Annotated in this window: 16 protein-coding genes; 4 read left to right on the top strand and 12 right to left on the bottom strand. The window is 66.5% G+C overall.

What is annotated here, in order from left to right:
* Positions 1–372 precede the first annotated feature (372 nt).
* Positions 373–1,161, top strand: coding sequence for a helix-turn-helix domain-containing protein (locus ABWP22_RS03260; RefSeq protein WP_353198513.1), 789 nt, complete (start codon positions 373–375; stop codon positions 1,159–1,161).
* Positions 1,162–1,287: 126 nt separating this feature from the next.
* On the opposite strand, the gene ABWP22_RS03255 is transcribed toward ABWP22_RS03260, so the two are convergent.
* The 9 genes from ABWP22_RS03255 to ABWP22_RS03215 all read right to left on the bottom strand — a co-directional run bounded on the left by ABWP22_RS03255 (position 1,288) and on the right by ABWP22_RS03215 (position 10,669).
* The gene (locus ABWP22_RS03255; RefSeq protein WP_353198512.1) at positions 1,288–2,244 is read right to left on the bottom strand and encodes a zinc-binding dehydrogenase; all 957 of its coding nucleotides are present in this window, start codon (positions 2,242–2,244) and stop codon (positions 1,288–1,290) included.
* Between the two features lie 47 nt (positions 2,245–2,291).
* A complete protein-coding gene (locus tag ABWP22_RS03250; protein ID WP_353198511.1) occupies positions 2,292–3,047 on the bottom strand; it encodes an enoyl-CoA hydratase/isomerase family protein in 756 nt (251 codons plus the stop codon).
* Positions 3,044–4,144, bottom strand: a complete 1,101-nt coding sequence (locus ABWP22_RS03245; protein WP_353198510.1) for a CaiB/BaiF CoA transferase family protein — start codon at positions 4,142–4,144, stop codon at positions 3,044–3,046. Before ABWP22_RS03245 ends, ABWP22_RS03250 begins: the two co-directional genes overlap by 4 nt.
* 73 nt (positions 4,145–4,217) lie before the next feature.
* Complete coding sequence (locus tag ABWP22_RS03240; RefSeq protein WP_353198509.1) at positions 4,218–5,009, bottom strand: alpha/beta fold hydrolase; 792 nt, start codon at positions 5,007–5,009, stop codon at positions 4,218–4,220.
* A gap of 39 nt (positions 5,010–5,048) precedes the next feature.
* On the bottom strand, positions 5,049–5,597 hold the full coding sequence (locus ABWP22_RS03235) for a VOC family protein (RefSeq protein ID WP_353198508.1): 549 nt from the start codon (positions 5,595–5,597) through the stop codon (positions 5,049–5,051).
* 35 nt (positions 5,598–5,632) lie between these two features.
* Positions 5,633–6,235 carry an NAD(P)H:quinone oxidoreductase gene (gene wrbA, locus ABWP22_RS03230; protein ID WP_353198507.1) on the bottom strand — a complete coding sequence of 201 codons (603 nt, stop codon included), beginning with the start codon at positions 6,233–6,235 and terminating at the stop codon, positions 5,633–5,635.
* Between the two features lie 14 nt (positions 6,236–6,249).
* The gene (locus tag ABWP22_RS03225; RefSeq protein WP_353198506.1) at positions 6,250–8,430 is read right to left on the bottom strand and encodes a TonB-dependent receptor; all 2,181 of its coding nucleotides are present in this window, start codon (positions 8,428–8,430) and stop codon (positions 6,250–6,252) included.
* A 228-nt stretch (positions 8,431–8,658) separates the two neighbouring features.
* Positions 8,659–9,453: an IclR family transcriptional regulator domain-containing protein gene (locus ABWP22_RS03220; protein ID WP_353198505.1), complete on the bottom strand. Its 795-nt coding sequence runs from the start codon at positions 9,451–9,453 to the stop codon at positions 8,659–8,661.
* Positions 9,454–9,508: 55 nt separating this feature from the next.
* Positions 9,509–10,669 (bottom strand): CaiB/BaiF CoA transferase family protein, encoded by a 1,161-nt coding sequence (locus tag ABWP22_RS03215; RefSeq protein WP_353198504.1) that lies wholly within the window; start codon positions 10,667–10,669, stop codon positions 9,509–9,511.
* A gap of 292 nt (positions 10,670–10,961) precedes the next feature.
* Between ABWP22_RS03215 and ABWP22_RS03210 the strand changes: the two genes are divergently transcribed.
* Both ABWP22_RS03210 and ABWP22_RS03205 read left to right on the top strand, forming a co-directional pair.
* Positions 10,962–11,717, top strand: a complete 756-nt coding sequence (locus ABWP22_RS03210) for a citryl-CoA lyase (RefSeq protein WP_353198503.1) — start codon at positions 10,962–10,964, stop codon at positions 11,715–11,717.
* 54 nt (positions 11,718–11,771) lie between these two features.
* Positions 11,772–12,797, top strand: a complete 1,026-nt coding sequence (locus tag ABWP22_RS03205) for a uroporphyrinogen decarboxylase family protein (RefSeq protein WP_353198502.1) — start codon at positions 11,772–11,774, stop codon at positions 12,795–12,797.
* A 67-nt stretch (positions 12,798–12,864) separates the two neighbouring features.
* Here the strand turns inward: ABWP22_RS03205 and ABWP22_RS03200 are convergent, their stop codons facing one another.
* On the bottom strand, positions 12,865–14,067 hold the full coding sequence (locus ABWP22_RS03200; RefSeq protein ID WP_353198501.1) for a cobalamin-independent methionine synthase II family protein: 1,203 nt from the start codon (positions 14,065–14,067) through the stop codon (positions 12,865–12,867).
* Between the two features lie 40 nt (positions 14,068–14,107).
* On the opposite strand from ABWP22_RS03200, the gene ABWP22_RS03195 reads away from it, so the two are divergent.
* Complete coding sequence (locus tag ABWP22_RS03195; protein ID WP_353198500.1) at positions 14,108–14,611, top strand: pyridoxamine 5'-phosphate oxidase family protein; 504 nt, start codon at positions 14,108–14,110, stop codon at positions 14,609–14,611.
* Positions 14,612–14,654: 43 nt separating this feature from the next.
* Here ABWP22_RS03195 and ABWP22_RS03190 read toward each other — a convergent pair whose 3' ends face one another.
* Both ABWP22_RS03190 and ABWP22_RS03185 read right to left on the bottom strand, forming a co-directional pair.
* On the bottom strand, positions 14,655–18,968 hold the full coding sequence (locus tag ABWP22_RS03190) for a hypothetical protein (RefSeq protein ID WP_353198499.1): 4,314 nt from the start codon (positions 18,966–18,968) through the stop codon (positions 14,655–14,657).
* Between the two features lie 18 nt (positions 18,969–18,986).
* Positions 18,987–20,672 carry a tetratricopeptide repeat protein gene (locus ABWP22_RS03185; protein ID WP_353198498.1) on the bottom strand — a complete coding sequence of 562 codons (1,686 nt, stop codon included), beginning with the start codon at positions 20,670–20,672 and terminating at the stop codon, positions 18,987–18,989.
* Between the last annotated feature and the right edge of the window lie 17 nt (positions 20,673–20,689).

The following is a 20,689-nucleotide window of genomic DNA, read 5'->3' as shown; positions in this document are numbered from 1 at the left end:
GTATTATTTTTTTACACTTCAGGGCTGAATCCCACATTTCGTTCGGGCAAGAGCCATCTTGAACAGGCCGCAATGTCCGGGCCCCGCAGCAAGCGGAACTGTCGAAGCCCGGAACCGCACGACGTCAGGACGTTCGGAGCCGGCGCCGTGCGAACCAATGCCGGATTCCGGGCGAAAGCCATCGTGCGTCTCGTGGGTCAACCCGTCCCATCGGCCGGAACCAACCCGAAACCAGGTGCAGGGCTTCAAGCACTGCCCACATCAGCCGGGACTTGATCCGGGCGGAGGTCTGTTGGCTTCGGCCAACCACATCATCCCCACCCTTACCTGCCACATCATTGCGCGCCTGCGCGCCTGTGGCACAATGCACCCATGGCGACCCGTCCCGACCTGCACGACCCCGGCCCGTTCGGCACCGCGCTGCGCACGGCGCGCGCCAGCCGGCGGCTCAGCCAGATGGCGCTGGCGCTGGATGCCGGGGTGAGTGCGCGGCACTTGAGCTTCCTGGAATCCGGGCGCGCGTCCCCAAGCCGCGAGATGGTGCTGACCCTGGCCGAGGCGCTGGCGCTGCCGCTGTGGCAGCGCAACCAGTTGCTCACCGCGGCGGGTTTTGCGGCGGCGTTTCCGGCATCGCCGCTCAGTTCCGAAGCGGTGGCGCCGTTCCGGGCGATCCTCACCCAGATGATGGCGAACCATGCCCCCTTCCCGGCGCTGCTGTGTGATCGGCACTGGAATGTGCTGGAGGCAAGCCCGGCGGCCGCCGCGATGCTCGGCCCGCTGCTGGAGGGCTGGAATGGCCCGCCGAATGTGTTTGCGCTCACCGCCACGCATCCACGGTCCGCCGAATTGATCGCCAATCTGCCCCAGGTGCTGCACGAAAGCCTGGAGCGGCTGGCGTTGGAGCAGGCGCTGGCCGGCGATGATCCGGTGCTGGCCGATCTGATCGCCATCACCCGCGCTGCGGCGCAGCGCCACCCCTTCAAACCGAGCGCGCGGCTGCGATCGCCGATCATGCCGGTGATCTACAATTCCCCCGGCGGGCGGCTGTCGTTCCTGTCGGTGATTGCCCAGTGCGGCACGTCGGAAGATGTGACCGTGCGCGATCTGCGGCTGGAATTGCTGTTCCCGGCGGATGAAGCGACGCGGGCGGCGTTTGGCTGAGGCGGTCCCGTCCGCCCCCCTGCGTCACGCTTCGCGTGCCACCGCCCCCAGAAGGGGGAGGATCACCAAGCGCCTCCCCCTCTGGGGGCGGTGGCCGCCGAAGGCTGACGGAGGGGGATCCCAAGTTCAAACCCCGATCACGCACTTCCCATCAATCCGCCCCGCCCCCATGGCCACAAACGCATCCCGCACCGCGGCCAAGGGCAGTTCCAGCCCGATATGCGGGCGCATGTGCACGGCCCGCGCGTCGATCTCGGCGATGTGGCGCACGCCGGCCGCCGGGTCTTGCCGCCCCTGTTCGCCCGCCCGCACGCCGACCAGTTCGATTTCCTTCAGCAACAGCCGATTCAGCGGCACCGCTGGCCCACGCCCACCGACAAAGCCGATGATGGCATAGCGGCCACCGCGGCGCAGGCATTTGACCAGCGGCAGCACCAGCGGCCCGGCGACGGGATCGAACACCAGATCGATATCGCGCAGCGGAATGTCCGGGGTCTCGCGATCGACCAGAAAGGCCTCATGCGCGCCGGCCTCGCGCGCCAGTTGCAACCGCGCCGGGCTGCTGGCCAGCGCCACGACATGCGCCCCCATGTGCACTGCCAGTTGCACCGCAACGCGGCCCATGCCGCCGCCCGCACCCGTCACCAGCACCCGTTCCCCGGCGGCGATGCGGCCACGCTCGACCAGGCCGACCCAGGCGGTGAGCGCGCCCACGGTGAAGGCGGCGGCCTCGGCCAGGCTGAGCCCTGCCGGCACGGCCCGCACACTGCCTGCCTTCAGGGTGACGCGCTCGGCCATCATGCCCGACCGGCCGCCCAGCATCACATGCTGGCCCAGCAGCGCCTCCGCCCCTGCGCCCGCCGCGACAACCTGGCCGGTCGCTTCGGTGCCGGGGATGAACGGCAGGTCCGGTTTGTACTGGTAACCGCCTTGCAGCATCAGCCAATCCGGGAAATTCAGGCTGACATGGCTGACCGCAACCTGCACTTCGCCCGGCCCCGGCGCGGGCGGCTCCGGCCAGTCATCGACCAGGGCAAGGCCGGACAGATCATCGGACAGACGGGAACAGACGGCAGCGCGCATGGGGCAACATGGCCCGTCGTCCGCGGCCGCGCCACCCGGCTCAAACGTCAGGCGCGAAAGACCGGCTTGCGCTTGGCGACAAAGGCGGCGGCGCCTTCGGCAAAGTCCGCACCCGTGAAGGCTGCAGCGAAGATGGCAGCGGTTTCGGCATCTTCCGCCGCCTGGCCATCGAGCACACGGCGCACGAAGCCCTTGATCGCCTTGGTGGAATGGCGCGAACCGCCGACGATGGCCTCGATCACCGGCGCAGGCGTGTCGGCGATCAATTCCACCAGCCCGATGCGCAGCGCCTCCTCGGCGCCGAGCAGGCTGCCGGTGAACAACAGGCGCCGCGCCTGGCCCGGCCCGACCAGATCGACCAGCAATTTCACATCATGCAGCGGATAGACCAGACCGAGCTTGGCCGGGGTGATGCCAAGCCGCGCCGCCGCTGTGGCAATGCGCAGATCGCAGGCCAGTGCCAGCCCGCAGCCGCCGCCGACACAATCGCCGGTGACGAAGGCGATGGTGGGCAGCGGAAAACGCGTGAGTTCAAATTGCGCGCGGTTGATCGCCGCCTGATTGGCAGCGCGCCAATCTGCATCGTCGCGGTTGGCCAGCATTTCATCGATATCGGCCCCGGCGCAAAACGCCCCGCCATTGGCCGACTGCACCACCAGCACGCGCAAGCCAGGATCGGCCGCCGCAGCGGCCAGCAGCCGCGGCAGCGTCTGCCACATCGCCAGGCTGAAGGCATTGCGCTTGTCGGGGCGATCGATCAGCAGCCGGGCGACGGCGCCGTCCTGTTGCAAGCGCAGCGTCATGGCATGGAATCTCCCAGTTCCGGCACCGGCCCCGGCGTCCAGGTCTCGCCGGCAAAGCGGATGGCCGGCGCGATCTGGTGGCGGCCATGGGCCTCGACGATCAGACCGCGCTGCGCGACGTGATCGCTGGCAAAGGCTTCGGCGAAATCCAGCACCGGTGCGAACGCCACATCGAGATCGGCCATATACGATTCCCACGCATCGCGGCTGCGGGTGGCGAATGTCTCGCGCAAATAGGCGATCAACGGCGCCTGTGCCGGCCCGGCCTCGGCTTGCGCCAGGGCGATCAGATCGGGCCGGCCCAGCGCGGTGAGCAGATGCCTCGCGAACTTGATCTCCCGCCCGCCCAGCACGATGTGCCGGCCATCGGCGCAGGTATAGACATTGTAGAAGGCGGCACCGCCCAGCGAGCGTTGGGAGGCCGATGTCGGCGCCGGGCCGCCGGCGATCGCCGCGCCGGCAGTGTGGGCGCACCAGGGCAGCAGGCTGTCGAACATGGCGATATCGATATAGTCGCCCTGCCCGCTGCGTTCCCGGCCGATCAGCGCCATCAGCACCGCCGACAGGCCCGTCAGGCCGGCCGCCACATCCGCCGCCGGCACGCCGGGCACCACCGGCCCAATCCCACCCTTGCCCTCCGGGCCATCGTTCACGCTGAGAAAACCAGCCAGCGCCTGCACCGCCATGTCGTGCGCCGGATGATCGGAAAGCGCACCCGACTGGCCGAAGGCGGACAGCGAGCAATAGACGATGCGCGGATTGATGGCCTGCACAGCCTGCCAGCCAAAGCCCAGCCGGGCCATCACGCCGGGGCGGAAGCCTTCCACGAACACATCGGCGCCGCGCACCAATTCGGCGAGCGCGTCCCTGCCGGCATCGCTTTTCAGATCGAGCACCACGCTGGATTTGCCGCGGTTGAGATTGGCGAACCAGATGCTGTGGCCAGCCTCGAACGGGCCTTGTTCCCGCGCGGGATCGCCGGCCGGCGGTTCGATCTTGATCACGGTGGCGCCCTGATCGGCCATCATCATGGTCAGCATCGGGCCAGGCAGGAACTGGCTGAGATCAATCACGCGGATACCGGACAACTTGCCCATCTGATTGTTGCGCCTCCGCTGCGGGTTTGAGGATTTGCCATCGCACCGCGCCCGGCCGCCGGCAAGCCGCGCGTCAGCCCAATGCCGCGACAATCGCGGCATTGGTGGCGGCCGGCGCCTCCATCGGCGCGAGATGGCCGCCCCCGGCAATCAGGCCGGTCGCAAAGCCAGCCGAACCAAGCGCCGCCGCCACCGCCCGCCGCCACGGCGTATCATCCGCGCCGGCCAGGGCCGTGGCCGGCACCTTGATGCGGCGCACATCACCCAGCGTCACGCTGAGCTTCTGGCCCGGCGCCAGCAGGTCGCGTGCCCGATAGCGCGCCAACATGGCCACCACCGCGCTGCGCACCGCCGGCTGGGCGGCCGTGAGCGGATCGGCCAGCCACAATTGCCGCATCGCATCCAGACGGCCTGCCGCGGCCAGCACGGTCATTTCGGCCAGCGGCAGGACGTCTTGCGGATCGGACAGATCGGCATCCAGCGGCGCGCCGATCACCACCAGCCGATCGAGGCCCGCAGGCCGCGCCGCCGCGTGTGCCAGCGCAACCTTGCCACCCTGGCTGAAGCCGACAAGATGATAGCGGCTCAGGCCCAGCGCCGCCGCCACCCGGGTTACGTCGGCGGGTTCTTCGCCCAGGCCCGGCGGCGCGGTCGCCTCGCCAAAGCCGCGCCGATCCACCGCCACCAGGGTGAAGTGATCGGCCAGCGGCGCCTGGCCACGCCACTGGCGACGATCCAGGGTCCAGCCGTGCCAGAAGATCAGCGCTGGGCCGCGCCCCGGATCCAATCCGGCAATCTCGACCACCAGATCACCGCCGGGCACGGCGATCCGGTGCGTGCGGCCATCGGCGAAGGCACCGTCCATGCCCGTCGCAACCGCCGGCATGGGCGTCACCGGCCGCCCTCAGGCGGCAGTGCGGAAATGATTGTTGTTGCTGTGATCGCCCGCCAGCCAGCGCTTCAGATCGGCATGGGCAGAGGCACGGCGGGCCGCATCCAGCGCCGGATCGAGCGCCTGCGGTGCATCGTAGGTGAATTCCAGGATCATGCCGTTGGGATCGGTGACATAGACCGACCGGCAATAACCATGTTCCAGCACATAGGTTTGCGGCTCGACGATGCCGGCGGCGGCGATGCGGGCTTCCATATCGGCCTGGGTGTCCTGATCGACATGCAGCGCGATGTGGATGAACGGGCTGTACGGAATATCGGGGCCGAATTCGGCCTGATCGTCCGCATCGACGAACTGGAAGAATGCCAGGCAGGAGCCATCGGCCAATTCGAAAAAGACATGGCAATAGGTGCGCAGCTTGCCGAACAGCTCGTCCGCTTCGGTCCAGGTGGCAATCAGCGGCAGGCCGATCACATCTTCGTAAAAGGCCCGCGTCGCCTCCAGATCCTTGGTGACATAGGCGGTGTGATGCAGACGGTTCGGGCGGCGGGTGATGCTCATATGGTCCTCCCCTCAAAGATGGATCGCAAGATGGTTCAGCCGAACAATTTGCCGGCAATTTCCGCGACATGCTTGCCCTGGAAACGCGCGCCGGCCAATTCGTTTTCCGAGGGCTGGCGGCTGCCATCGCCGCCGGCGATCGTGCTGGCGCCATAGGGCGTGCCGCCGGAAATCTCGCTCATGATGGTGTTGCCGGCAAAGCTGTAGGGCAAGCCGACGATGATCATGCCATGGTGCAGCAAGGTGGTATGGGTGCTGGTGAGCGTGGTTTCCTGGCCGCCATGTTGGCTGGCGGTGGAGACAAATGCGCTGCCGACCTTGCCGATCAGCGCGCCCTTGGCCCACAGGCCGCCGGTCTGATCCAGAAAGTTGCGCATCTGGGCGGCCATGTTGCCGAAGCGGGTCGGCGTGCCGATGATGATGGCATCATAATCGGCCAGCTCGTTCGGATCGGCGATGGCGGCATCCTGCTCCGTCTTGAAGCCATAGGCCGCCGTCACCTCGACTGGTGCCAGTTCCGGCACCCGTTTCACAGCCACCTGGCAACCCGCCACACTGGCCGCGCCCTCTGCCACCGCATGCGCCATGGTCTCGATATGGCCATAGCTGGAATAGTAAAGCACGAGGACGCGGGCCATGGGGTTACTCCTGATCAGAAATTGACGCTGGCTTCGATACCATAGCGCCGCGGACGCGCCTTGAACACAAAGCCGCCCGGCGAAAATTCGGCGTTGTAGATGCTGTTGGTCAGGTTCTGGCTGAACGCCGTCACGCTGAAGCGCTTGGTGGAGACCCCCAGGCGGGCATCGACGATATCCACCGGATCGCGGCTGGTGCTGTTTTCCACATCCCACCAGGTCCGACCGGTGCGGCGATAATCGAGCCGGGCGTTGAGATCGAGCGTGTCGGTGATCGGCCGGGCATAGTTGATGCCGGCATTCAGCGTGTAGCGGCTGATCAGCGGCAATTCGTTGCCGATGCGGCGGGCATCTGCGAACGCCTTGATATTGCTGTCCGTATAGCCCAGGCCGACATTGATATCCAGGCCCTTCATCGGGCGCAGGCTGGCTTCGAGTTCAAAGCCCTTGATCTGCGCCAGCGGCACATTGCCGAGATTCTGCGTCGAGTTGGCGGCCAGGAACACGAAGAAATAGCTGTTTTCCGTGCGGGTGGAGAAGGCCGCCGCGTTGAAGGTGAACAGGCGGTCGCTGGTCTGCGTCTTCACGCCGACTTCCCAGGTTTCCGCCACTTCGGCGTTGAAGATGTCGCTCACGCCGACAATGCCGTTGCCGGCTGCCACCGCGCCCACACCGGTCTGGTTGAAGCCGCCGGAGCGGAAGCCGCGGCTCCAGCCACCGTACAGGTTCACTTCGTCGATCGGCTTGTAGCTGATGGTGAACTTCGGCTGCCAGGACTGGAAGCTGCGCTCGCGGACATCGCCGCTGCGACCCTGTGGAAAGCCGGCCACGTTGGGCAGGAATGCGGTGGGGGTGAGCGTGGTGTTCTCACGATTGTCGCGGTCATAACGCAGCGAGGCGTCCACCCGCAGTTGCTCGTTCACTTTCCAGCTTGTGTTGGCAAAGACCGCCCAGGCGAAATTGTCCTGGCTGTCCGACAGGAAGCTGAACTGCGGGTTGGCCGCATTGGTGCTGGGGGTGCGGAATACCGGGAATACGCCGGCGCCGGTGTCGATCATGTTGCCGGTGGAAATGAAGCGCTTGGTGCCCACCATGTAGGTCCCGGCGACAAACTGCACCGGCTTGTCGGACGGCGATTCATAGCGCAGCTCGTTCGACCAGGCATCGACTTCCAGATACTGGCTCTGGTTGAGATCGAACCCGAAGAACTGGAAGAACAGGGATTCGCGAATTGGCAGGAAGTTGAACGCATCACCGGTCAGCACTTCCGTCACGCGATCGTAGGCAAAGACGTTGGAAACGGTGCCGAAATCGCCACTGTACTTCAGCTTCAGCGCGCCGTTCCACATTTCGCGATCGTTCTGGCCGCGATTGTTGACGCGCACCGGCAGCGAGGTGTTGTTCACATCATTGACGATGTTGAAATACAGCGCCTGCGTCTGCAGGTTGGAATAGCTGACGCGCAGATCGACATCGAGACCGGCGGTGGGGGTCCACAGCAGATTGCCGCGCAGGTTCAGATCCTTGATCGGATCTGCCTTCTCGTTCAGGAACGTGTTCTGGATGAAACCATCGGTATCGTACCAGCTGCCCGACAGGCGGAATTTCAGATTTTCGGCCAGCGGGCCCGAAACATTGCCGCGCACATAATAGCCGAAGCCATTGTCCACCCCGGCGGTGATCTTGCCGGCCATTTCATCGGTGGGGGCCTTGGACTTGATGATGATGGCGCCGCCGATGGCGTTGCGGCCATAGAGACCGCCCTGCGGGCCCTTCAGCACTTCGATCTGTTCGATATCGAACAGTTCCTGGTTGAACTGCGCCGGGTTCACCTGCTGGATGCCGTCGACGATCACCGCCACCGATGGCTCGCTGTTGCGGGCCTGGGTGATGCCGCGGATGATGACGAAGGCGTTGCCGGCATTCTGGGTTTCCACCAGATTGACGTTGCTGGTCAGCCCGATGAAATCGCCCGGCCGCTCGATGCCGGCGGCCTGGATGGTGGCGGCGCTGAAGGCGGCGATGGCGGCCGGCGTTTCCTGCACCGTGCCGGCGCGACGCGTGGCGGTGACGATGATCTCGCCACTGTCCGCACTGGTTTCGGGCGCGGCCGCGGTTTGCGCCAGCACCGGCGAAGCCGCCAGAGCAATTGCCGAAGCGCCAGCCAAACCGATGATCTTGAACGAAATTGCCATATTGAACCTCCCCAGATGCGGCAGACCGCGGCGGCCGCCGCCTGATCCTGTCCGCCGGGTAACGACAGAGAAGGCCGGCATGGCTTGCCTGTTTTGGGGATTAGCCTTTCGTATTGCGAAGTCAAGTTCGATATGCGAAGAATTGGGCGTTGGCAGGCTACCGAGGCCGCTTTGCGGCATCACGCCGCGTTTTGATTCCCCGATGTCACTTTTCGGCAACGCACCGCGTCAGCGCGCCAGTGATCGCGCCAGCATCGGGAAGCGGCGCAATTCCGCTTCAATCGCACCGGCGGCCTCCTGCAGCAACGGCAATCGGGTGCGCACCAGCTCATCCTGGCTGATCCGCGTGGTGGAGGTGGAGCAGTTGATCGCAGCCACCACCTTGCCGCCACTGTCGCGCACCGGCACCGCCACGGAGACAATGCCATAATCCAGTTCATCGAGCGCGCTGTCGTAATGACGGTCGCGCACGGCCGCCAATCGGCTGCGGACGCTCGCCGGGTCGGTCAACGTCCGCTCGGTCAGCCGGGTCAGCGGCTGGCCAAGCAATTCCGCGATCACGGCCTCGCTGCTGTAGGCGAGCAGCACCTTGCCCATCGACGTGGCGTGGAGCGGGAAGCGCGTGCCCACCCCGGCACCCAGCCGGATGCGGCGGTTCGATGGGATGTGGCAGACATACAATATATCCCGCCCCGACAGCACCGCCAGGCTCACCGAATCGCCGGTGGTCTGGCCCAGCGCCTGCAGCGGCGGCACCGCCACGCTTTCGATGTTCATCGAATCCAGATAGGCCGACCCAAAGGTCAGCACCTCCGGCGTCAACAGGAACCGCCTTCCATCCTGCTTGACATACCCCAATGCCACCAGCGTGTTGAGGCAACGCCGCGCCACTGCCGGCGACAGCGCGGTTGCTGCTGCCACGTCCGAAAGCGCCATCTCGGGTCGCGTCGCATCAAAGGCGCGCAGCACCTTCAGGCCGCGTTCCAGGGTGGACAGATATTCCGGATCCTTGCCAGCCGTCATCCGCTGCGTCTGACAGGCTTGTCCGCCTGGCGTCAACTCGCCGGCCAACGCAGCACTATCGCCCCAGGATCTTGGCATTGTCCTGCCCAAGCAGCGGCGGCGCGGTGACGTTCAGGCTGCGCTGCCCATCGAAGCTGAGCGGCGACCGGATGGTGCGGAATTCGCCCATCGGCCCCGGCGCCGAAACCTCGAGCTGCAGATGCTTCGCCTGATCATTTTCCAGCACTTCGGCGCTGGTCGCCACTGCGGCGGATGGCACCTCCAGATCGCGCAGCCGTGCCAGCCATTCGGCGCGGGGGCGGCCGGCGAACAGCGGCGCCAGATGCGCCACCACATCATCATAATGGGCGATGCGGCTGTCCCGCGTGGCAAAGGCCGGCAACGCCAGCATGCCGGGCTGCTCCACCGCAACGCTGAGATTCTCCCAGAATTTCGGCGGCGAGCTCATGTGCAGCGCCAGCCACAGGCCATCGCTGCACTGGAACACATAGGATTGCGACACATGCGGCCGGGAATAGGCATCCATCACCTGACCGGCGGCAAAAAGATGCGTGAAATCATCGAGGTTGAAGTGGCACATCGCTTCGAACATCGATGTTTCCACCAGCCGCCCCCGTCCGGTCTGCTGCCGCTGATACAACGCCGCCAGCACGCCCTGCGCCGTGTAGAATCCGGTCATCGCATCGCCGATCGCCGGGCCGACCACGCGTGGGTGCCGTGGGTTGACCAGCAGCCGCAGGAAACCGCTGGCCGCCTGCGCCACCGTGTCGAACGCCGGCCGGGCGGCATCCGGCCCGGTGCTGCCGAAACCGGAAATGCTCGCGTAAACAAGTGCTTCGTTCAGGCTGCGCAGCCGGTCCCAATCCACGCCGAGCTTCTTCGCCACGCCGGGCCGGAAATTCTGGATGAACACATCGGCGCCGCGCACCAGATCATCGAAGGCAGCCAGATCGGCGGCATCGCGCGTGTCGAGCGTGATCGATTGCTTGTTGCGGTTATAGGTTTGAAAATGCGGGGAATAAAGCGTGCCCTTGAAGGCACGGAATGGATCGCCGGTGCCCGGCTGCTCCACCTTGATCACCCGCGCGCCCAGATCGGCCAGCAGCATGCCGGCACACGGCCCGGTGATGAACGTGCCCATTTCCAGCACCGTCACACCCGAAAGCGGCAGTGCGGCCGTCTGATCCGCTGTCTGATCTGGGGTTTGATCCTGCATCACCCGTCCTCCTGCACCGCAACATCATCAACCCGGCCGGCATTTGCGGCCGTTTTGCTGCTGTTTGCGGCGGCTCGCTGCAACAATCGGCCAAAAAACCACCTGTTTTTGCCGTTGGAAATCGGCGAATTCCTGTTGGAACGTTCCTGCGCCGCGCCGGCGCAGGCGGCCAACCAGGGCGCCCCTTCCTACACCCCAGCCGAAACGGGGCACCCTTACACAGCTTGCCGTTGCTAGTCTTTTCGCATATCGAAGGCAAGTTCGATTTGCGAATTTCTGAGGAGCCCTTTTCATGCGCATCGGCAAGCAGGACGCCCCGCTCTCCGCCATCTGCACATCCGATGCGCACAGCATCACCGTGCGCGGCCGCGACCTGACCGGAGACATCATCGGCAACACCGATTTCACCAGCTATTTCTGGCTGCTGGTCACCGGCCAGGCCCCCACCGAGACGCAGAAATATTTCGCCAACGCCGTGTTGTGCGCCATTGCCGAACACGGCCTGGTGCCATCGGTGGTCGCCGCGCGCATGACCTATGCCGCCGCGCCGGAAGCCTTCCACGGCGCTGTCGCTGCCGGGCTGCTCGGCTGTGGCAGCGTCGTGCTCGGCTCCGCCGAAGTCGCCGGACGCTTCCTGGCCCAGGTGGTCGCCAGCGGCGATCCGGCCAGCGAGATTGCGCAGCTGCGCGCCACGAAACAGGCCATCCCCGGCTTTGGCCACCCGCAGCACAGCGATGGCGACCCGCGCGCCAACCTGCTGCTGCGCCTTGCCGCCGAACATGGTATCGAAGGCCCGCACATCGCGGCCCTCAACGCCATTCAGGCCGCCCTGCCCGGCGCCATCGGCCGCAGCCTGCCGATCAACGTCAACGGCGCCATTCCCGCCGTGATGCTCGATGTCGGCTTCCCGCTTGCCGCGCTCAAGGGCATCTCGCTGCTCGCCCGCACCGCCAGCCTGATCGGGCACTTGCAGGAAGAGACCCAGCGGCCGATCGGCTTCATCATGTCAGGTGCGGCAGCGGCGGCGATCTCGTACGATGGGCCGTGACCGGCCCTGGCCGTGCATGAAGCAACCACCACAACCACCGAAGCGGAGAAGACCATGTTGTTTCCAACGTCACTCGTCGGCAGTTATCCGCAGCCGGAATGGCTGATCGATCGCGCCAAGCTGGCCGGGCGCTTCCCGCCGCGCGTGCGGGCGCGCGAATTGTGGCGGGTGGCGCCGGAGTTTCTGGATCAGGCGCAGGACGATGCCACGATCATTGCCATCCGCGACCAGGAGCGCGCCGGGCTGGACATCATCACCGATGGCGAGATGCGCCGCGAAAGCTACTCAAACCGCTTTGCCACCGCGCTCGATGGCGTCGATCTCGACAATCCCGGCTCGGCGCTGGACCGGTCCGGCCATCCCAATCCGGTGCCGCGGGTGACCGGCCGCATCCGCCGCCGCCATGCCGTGGAGGTGCGCGACGTGCAGTTCCTGCGCGCCAACACCGACCGCCGCATCAAGATCACCGTGCCAGGCCCGTTCACCATGGCGCAGCAGGCCCAGAATGATTTCTACACCAGCGAGCGCGAGATGGCGCTGGATTATGCCGCTGCGGTGAACGCCGAAATCCGCGATCTGTTCGCCGCCGGTGCCGACGTGGTGCAGATCGACGAGCCCTATATGCAAGCCCGACCCGAAAAGGCCCGTGAATATGGCCTGGAGGCGGTGAACGCCGCGCTGGATGGCATCAATGGCGAAACCGCGCTGCACATCTGTTTCGGTTATGCCGCGATCATCCACGAACGGCCGGCTGGCTATAATTTCCTGCCCGAACTGGCCGGATCGAGCGTCAGCGGAGTCAGCGTGGAAACCGCGCAGTCCAACCTCGACACCAGCATCCTGAAAAGCCTTGCGGGCAAGACGATCATCCTGGGCGTGATCGACCTTTCCGACCCGGCCATCGAAACCGCAGACGTGGTGGCCGCCCGCATCCGCCGCGCGCTGATGGATGTCGATCCGGCCCGCATCATCGTGGCGCCCGATTGCGGCATGAAATATCTGCCGCGCGAAACGGCATTCGGCAAGATGCAGGCGATGGTGGCGGGCGCTGCCATCGTGCGAGCCGAACTGGCGGGTTGAGCCCTCCCCCCTCCCCGCCGGGGAGGGGTTGACCAGCGCGGCACGCGCCAAGGGAGGGGGGTAAAGATCAGGGCCAGAATTGTTTGCTGGCGATGGCCGCGCCTTCGGCCATGGCGGCCATCTTGGCCCAGACCACATCAGGATCGACGCCGCCCGATCCGGCGTGGATCGAAAAGCCGCAATCGATGCCGGCCTGCACATTGTCGCGGCCGACAAGGTGGGCGTAGCGGGCGATGCGCTGCGCAATGAGCCCGGGGTGTTCGATATAGGGGCTCTGGCATTCGACGACGCCGGGAATCAGCTTCTTGCCATCGGGCAGCTTCACGCTTTCGAAGATGGCGAATTCGTGGGCGTGGCGCGGGTTGGCGGCTTCGAACTGGATGGCGTGCGGGCGGGCCTGCCAGACCAGATCGATGATATCCTGCAAGGGCACGTCGCAGTGATGCGGGCCGGGATAATTGCCCCAGCACAGGTGCATGCGCATCTGTTCGGGCGCGATGTTGCGCGTGGCGTGATTGAGCGCGGCGATGTTGAGCGCCATGTGATCGCGAAAGCCCGGCAGATCGAGTTCACGGAACTGCGTGTGGCGGCCCATGGCGAGATCGGGGCAATCGACCTGCAGCATGATGCCGGCGCCGACGATGGCTTCATATTCGTGGCGCAGCCCTTCGGCGAGCGCCATCACATAGGCTTCGTCGCTGGCATAATAATCGTTGCGGAAGAACAGGGCGGTGACGCCCGGCGACGCAGCCGACATGAAGGCCTGCTTGCCGGGGTGGGCTGCAATCGCGTTGTTCAGATTTGCGGCGTCGTGCTTGACGGCTTCCATGTCCTTCACGCTGATCGGGGCGTTGCACGCCGGGGTCTTGCGGTGCTTGCGGCCCTCATCGCCGAAGATGCGCTGCTTGACGCCGGGGAAATCCTCGATGTCCTGAAAGACATAGGAGGTGCCGCTGCCGCCGAAGCCGGTGAGGCGATCCTTGATATAGGTGGCATAGCTGGGCTTGGATTGTTCGCCATCGTTGATGATGTCGATGCCGGCGGCGGCCTGCTTGCCCACCACATAGGCCACGGCCTGTTCGATGCGGCTGGCCAGTGCGGCTTCGTCCACCGCAGCGCCTTCTTCCCTGGCGATGATCTGATCGAGCAGGTCGGTGGCGCGCGGCAGGCTGCCGACGTGGGTGGTGAGAAAACGACCGGCCATGATGATCCCCTTGATGTTGTGGGCGCGGTGTAGCGCCAGGCACGCCAGCGGGGAACCCTGCGGCATCTGCGCGGTTTTGGAAAGCATGGACAAGCCGGAGACGACCATGCCGAACGACCATGACATCACCTGCAAATTCTGGGATGCGCTGCGCAGCGACCGCACGATGTTCCTGGGTTTGGCGGAAGGCGCCGATGGCCATGCCCGGCCGATGACGGCGCAACTGGAGGATGAAGGAAAGCGCGGCGACCTTTATCATGGACCGATCTGGTTCTTCACCTCCACCGACGGCGGCCTGTATCAGCAGATCACCCCGGGCGCGCGCGCCATGGCGCATTTCGTATCGAAGGGCCATGATGTGTGGGCCACCGTGCACGGCCGCCTGACCACCAGCCAGGATCGGGCCGTGATCGACCGGCTGTGGAACCGTTTCATCGCCGCCTGGTATCCGGGCGGCAAGGATGATCCCAGCGTGGCGCTGATCCGGCTGGACCCGGACGAAGCGGAAATCTGGATCGACGCATCGAGCATCGTGACGGGCATGAAGATGCTGCTGGGGATGGATCCCAAGGCGGACTACACGAACAAGGTGGCGAAGGTTTCGCTGTAGGGGCAATGCTTTGGCTCCCTCCCCGCAGGTGGGAGGGAGTTCATCAGCGCCCCTGCGCCAGCCATTGCAGCGCGGCGCGGCCCGGCATGAAGAAATAGCCGCCGCCCTGCGTTTCCACCCAGTTGTTCAGGCCGTGCACCCGCACCGGGCCAATGGCCGTGGGCAGGGTGAAATCGCCCTGCCCCAACAGCGGATCGACTTCGCCGGGCAGGCCGTGGAAGCTGCGGCCCAACAGCCAGCGCTGCTGCACGAATTCGAACTGACGTTCGATATCGGCGCAGATGGCGGTGAACATCAGGCCCTTTTCCGATCCCGTATCAAAGGGACGGCCACGGCGGATGATGCGGTGGCGGTTGGACAGATCCCAGGCCAGCGGATCGGCGGGATCAAGGCTGTCGCGCGGGTTGGCGCGGCGGATATGCGCACCCAGCGGGCAGGCCAGCCCCTGCGGGTCTTCGGCGGCGAAGGAGAAATCGTTGCGCGCGCCGCTGTGGCCGGTGGCGCCGGCGCGGTCGATCACCGGCGTGCCATCGGGCCAGCGGCCGATGATGCGCGCCTGCAACCAGGGGCCATCGATGGTCTGGTGAAGCGCGGCCGGCAAATGCGGGCAGCGCGCGACAAGATCGCCGGCCGCCGCCGCCGTGCCGCCATGGAAACCGGCAACATCCTGTTTCAGGCGGCGCACCACCAGGAAACTGCCGTTGCGGCCGAAATCCCGGAAGGCGGTGCTGGCGGTGAAATCCGGGTAGGGCCGCGCCGGTTCCGCCGTGCCGGGCAGCAGGCCGGCGGGATCCTGTTCGGCGGCCAGGCGCAGCGGCGGTGCGGTATAGCCGGCGCTGGCCGGGTAACCGAGCAGGAATTCGCCGGGAGCCAGGTGGTCGCGCGCCGGCCGGTCACGCCAATCGCCGGTGCCACGAATGGCCGGCTGCGAAATGCCGTCGCGGAAACCGAAATGATCATGATCGAGGCCGGGCTGGCCATCGGGCGCCGTACCGGTCGGGCCGGTGATGACGGAATCGATGATGGTGACGATGCCGCCCAGCACCGCGAGGGCAGCATTTACCCGTTCGGGCGTGTCGGCCGCCAGCATCAGCACCGCGTCGCAACGGTCATAGGCGGCGAGGCCCGGCTGGCCGCTGCCCGGTAGTTGCCAGAGGCCGGTATCGCCCAAAATGTCGGCACGGGCGCCCATGCCGGCCATGAACGGCAGCGGGAAACTGGCCAGCCCCTGCGCGCTGTCTGGCCCCGGCAGGCCAAGACGCGCGAGCCCGGCAGGGGACAGCGCGATGGCCGCGGCGGCATCGATCCGCGCCGAACCCGATGGCAGATCGCCGAAGATCACCGGCGGCAGCGCGCCCTCCCCGCCGACGATGCGGGACAGCGCAGCACCGGGGGCCACGTCCGGGAAATTCAGGAAGATATGCGCACCGTGCTGCAAGCTGCCGAGGCTGCGGAACACCAGGCTTTGCACCTGCGCGGTTTCCACCGTGGCGGCCGGGCGCGGCAGGGCGCCGAGCAGATCGAGCCAGTCGCGTGCGGCAGCGGCATCGCTGGCGCGGGCCAGCCCGTGGTGGATCAACGCCTGGGCGCGGATGCGATCGAGCGTCAGATGCGGCAGTGCGCTGTACCAGCAGCCGGTGAGCTGTTGCTGGCGGCGCACCCAGCGCTTGAACAGATCGCCGTTCTTCGCGCCTTCGCCGATCAGGCCGACGGTGGGCGGGAAGCCGATGCCATGGCTCCACGCCGCGGTCTGGCCGGGGTGGGCCTTGGTGATGAAATCCTCGAGGTAAGACTCCCAGGTGCCATCATAATTGCTGAAAAAGATCAGCTTTTCGGCATCGGGCAGCCGCAGCCAGCGGGCGAAATGGATGGTGCCCATCGACAGGATGAAGCCGGGGCGGGTGTAGTGGCGCGCGAACACGCCGATGCCCCACATGGCGAAGGCGAAGGTGAGCCGCCGCAGGATGCCGGGCTTGAAATCGCTGGCCGAAATGATGTGGCTCTGTTCGTGGCCGGGCGGATTTTCGCGGGCCGTGATGCGCAGCCGGCGCAACAGATCGGGATCGCGCGTGTCGGGCGCATCGGCGGTTTCCAGCGCGCGCAGCGCGAAACAGGCCCGGAAGCCAAGGCCGATCCACAGCGCCGCGCCGCCGATGATACCGGCAATGATGGCGATCAGCGCCCGGCCAATCCAGAACCCGTCCCCCATCGCCGCCCAGGCCAGCAGGCCGCAGACCAGCACCGGCAGCAGGCCGGTGGCGATGATCCAACGCCCATCCCGGCTGAAAAGATGGGCGAAGATGCCGCCCCACAGGCCGGGAAAACGGAAATCGACGAAGTTCAGCCGCTGGCGACCGGGCACAAGCAGCATCGGGCGCAACCGCGCGGCGGCTTCGGCGAGGTGCGGCGGCGGCGTGATGCTGCCATCCAGCAGCCCGCGCACATGCGCCAGCGCCGCCAGCGGTGGCTGCATCGCACCGGCGCAATGCTGCTGCCAATCATCCAGCGCCTTGCGGGCGAAATCCGCCAGATCATCGCGGGCGCGCTTGGCGGCCATGGTGAAGCCGGGCGAGCCGTCATAGAGCAGGCCGGTGGCGCCCCAGGCCCGTGGCCGCACATCCAGCCGATGGCGGTTGAGGAAGGCCGGCAGCGGCGACACGCCATCCCAGCCGCTGGCCTGTTCGAACAAATGGATCAATTCGGGCGGCGCACTGCCGAAAATCCTGTCGAGCGCGGCCTCGGGCGGGCCATCGACGCTGATCTCGATCAGCAATCGCACATCGGGTGCAGCAGGCGTGCCGACGTCCAGCGCATTGATCGACAGGAAATGCACGATGGCGGCATCGTCCAGCCAGGCCCGCACCAGCGGCCCGGCTGGATTGCCGAACCCAAGCAGATCATCTTCAAGCGCGGTGAGCGCCGCCGGCGCAGCGGCCGGGGCGACGCCGTGCAGCACCGGCACGTTCAGCGTGATCATGCTGTGCGTCGCCGGTCCGGCGGGCTGCGCCGCGCCAAAGCGCACCTCCAGCCGGCGCGGGAACGGCCCGGCGGTCTGCATGCGCCCGGCCGCCCCCGGCGCGCGCGCCAGCCCAGGCAGCGCGAACAGCACGGCGAAGATGCGGGTCAGCTGATCAATGGCCATATGCTGGCTGATGCAGCTGTGGATGCCATGGCCGAACATCAGATTGCCGGCCTGTTCGATGCCGGCCCAGCGTTCGGGCTTGAACTGGCCGGGTTGCGGCCATTTGGTGGCATCGTGCATGGCAATGGCGGTGGCGGCCAGCACCGGGCCATCAGGGCCCATGCGGAACTGGCCGGGATCGAGCGCCGGGGCCATGCGCGCGGCCTCCAGCGCGATGCGGCGCAGCGCGTCGTGGTCCCCGGCGGTGGCGGCGTTGCAGGTGGCAGCGAACGCCGCCGGATGTCGCAGCAGCCATTCGAAGGCCTTGCCGCCGGCCAGCGCGGTGGTGGGCCCCAGCCCGATCGCCAGCCCGGTCATGATGGCACGGATCAGGGCATGATCGGCCGGCGTCAGGCTGGCTTCACCGGCCATCTTTGCAGCCACCAGCGCCCAGATCAGGCCGCGCGCCGCGGCGATTTCCGCGCGCGCATCGCCGGGCAGCGGTGCCAGTTCGGCCACGCACGCCGCAATCTGGGCATCGATCAGGCCGCGCAGCCGCCAGCCGGCATGCTGCGCCAGATCACGGGTGGTGGGATCGCCCAGCACTTCACCGAACAGCATCGCCGACATCGCCAGCGTCCAGTCGGAATAGGCATCGATGTCGGGCGGCGCCAAGCCCAGCCAGTCCGCGCCGGTTTGCGCGATGACATGGGCAAACACGTCACGCATCACATCGATCTGGCCATCGCTGTTCGCCGTCAGCGCCGCGGTGAGGGCGCTGGTGTCGGCGGCAAAGCGCGCGTTCCTCGCCGTGCCTTGCTGCATGGCGGCCAGCACAAAGGCGCGCTGGCCGGCATGATCTTCGCCTTCGGTGCCGAGCATGAACGCCGGGCGCAGCGCCGGGTCATCACCAGTGCCGGGCGGACCATGCGCCAGCAGCCGCATTTCGGCACCGAATGGCACCGGATAGGTGGCGGGATCGCCGAGCACCGCGGTGACATTGGCGTCGCGGGCAAAGATGGTGACGCCGAACAATTTCAGCTTGCCGAGCCGGGCGGCCACGAACTTGAACAGCCACAGCGCCAGCGCGAACAGCCAGGATTTGAAGCGCGCCGCCAGGCCGGTGCCGGGCGTCCGCCGCTCCAGCCGGAAATCGACCTGCGCCAGATCCTGCCCGGCGAGATGCCAATCGGCCGGCCTGTCTGCCACCGGATATTTCACCCGAACTCCCGCCATGCCATCCCCAAAACGCCCCTAATCCGATCGCAACGCCGCCAGCGGTTCCTTCAACCAATCGTTCCAAACCGCGCTGCGGAACGGAATCCAGTCGATATGGCCGATGTTGAAGGTTGGCCGTGCCGCCTTCAGCGCGGCCAATGCGGCGGCGGCGCCTGCACCATCACCGCTGCGCCACAGGGCGTTGATGACGATCACATGCGCGTGCCAATAGCCGGGCTGCAAGGCCGTCGCGATGGATGCATGGCGCTGCGCAGCCTCCCACTCGCCCTGCAACAGCATCGCCAAGGCCAGTTCGCCGTGGCGAAAGAAGCGGTGGAAATCATGCGGCGACAGCCGCAGCGCCGTGTCCAGCCAGTCCACCGCCACCGCCGGCCGCCCCGCCAATAAATGCAGCGTGCCCAATTGTTCATGCGCCATCGCCAGGCTGGGGCACAGATCCACCGCCTGGCGCAGCCAGGTTTCGGCCGGCTCCATCCGGCGTTGCCACATTTCGGCGATACCGACCAACATATGGGCGCGGCCATCGCGGCGATCAAGCTCGACCGCGCGCCGCGCCGCTTCGCCAAAGGCGGCGATATCGTCCGGGCCGGCCCGCTGGCTCCACAGGCGATAGCCGAAATTCTGCGCCCATTCGATGGCGGCATTGGCCGATTGCGGTGCTGCGACGCGTGCCTGATCGAAATAGCCGGCGGCGGCGTCCAGATCGGGCCGCGCCAGCCGGTTCTGATGCCAGCGGCCGCGCCAGATCAGATCATTCACCGCCAGCGCATCAGACGACAAGGTCGCCGCCCGGTCGCGCTCGGCATCATCGAGCTGCACGGCAAGCATCGCCACCAGTTGATCGATGATCGGCAGAAAGGCATTGCTTTCCTGCGGATTGGCGAGATCAAGGCTTGGCGCGCACATCAAGCTGCCATCGCTGGTATCGATCAGTCGCCCGGCCAGTTGCCAGCCGTTGCCCAATTTGCGCAGGCGCCCGCCAAACACGAACGCCGCCCCCAAACGCCGCCCGGCATCGAGCGCCGCTTCAGAACCATCGATGGGGAAGCTGTCCCCCGAACCGATCACCTTCAACCAGCGCAACTGCGCGATGCGGCCGGCAAGTTCATCCCCGATGCCCGCTGCCAGATAATCCGCCGCGCTGTCACCACTTTCGTTGGTGAACGGCAGCACCGCCAGGGAGGCTGCGGCGCGCGGGACCGAAAAACCGGCTGGCTGGCGGTGCGGGGCATCGGCGCGTTGCTGGGCGATCCAGTCCGCGAACGGTTCTGCGCCCGGAATGTCCAGGCCTTCCAGCAGCATCTGCCCCGGTTCGGCCGGCATCAGATCATAGGCCGCCGCATCGAGCCACACGCGGCGGCCCCGGGCCTGCACCAGATCGGGGGCCACCGATTCCAGCCGCTGGCGCAGGCGCGACAGTTCCTTGCGCAGCGAGGCCTGGGCCTGTTCCTCGTCAACCCGGCCCCACAGCATCCGCCGCAGCCAATCGCGCGTGTGTTCATGGCGAGGCACGAGGGCGAGCATGGCGATCAGCGCCATGCCCTTGCGGCTGGGCAATTCGATGCGGTTGCCGGCCGCATCAAGCATGCGGAACGGCCCGTGCAGGCCGATGCGCAAGCGCGGATGCGCGCGCCGATTGCCGCTGCTGCCGCCGGCTGGGTGGTTGGCGGCATGGTCATCGGTGTCATCGCCCTGTTGCACATGTCTCTCCATGCCTT

This window comes from Sandarakinorhabdus sp., from assembly GCF_040398665.1.
Classification (GTDB): domain Bacteria; phylum Pseudomonadota; class Alphaproteobacteria; order Sphingomonadales; family Sphingomonadaceae; genus Sandarakinorhabdus.
Note: the sequence above shows the minus strand (reverse complement) of the source record. Positions and strands in the feature narration are given on the sequence as shown.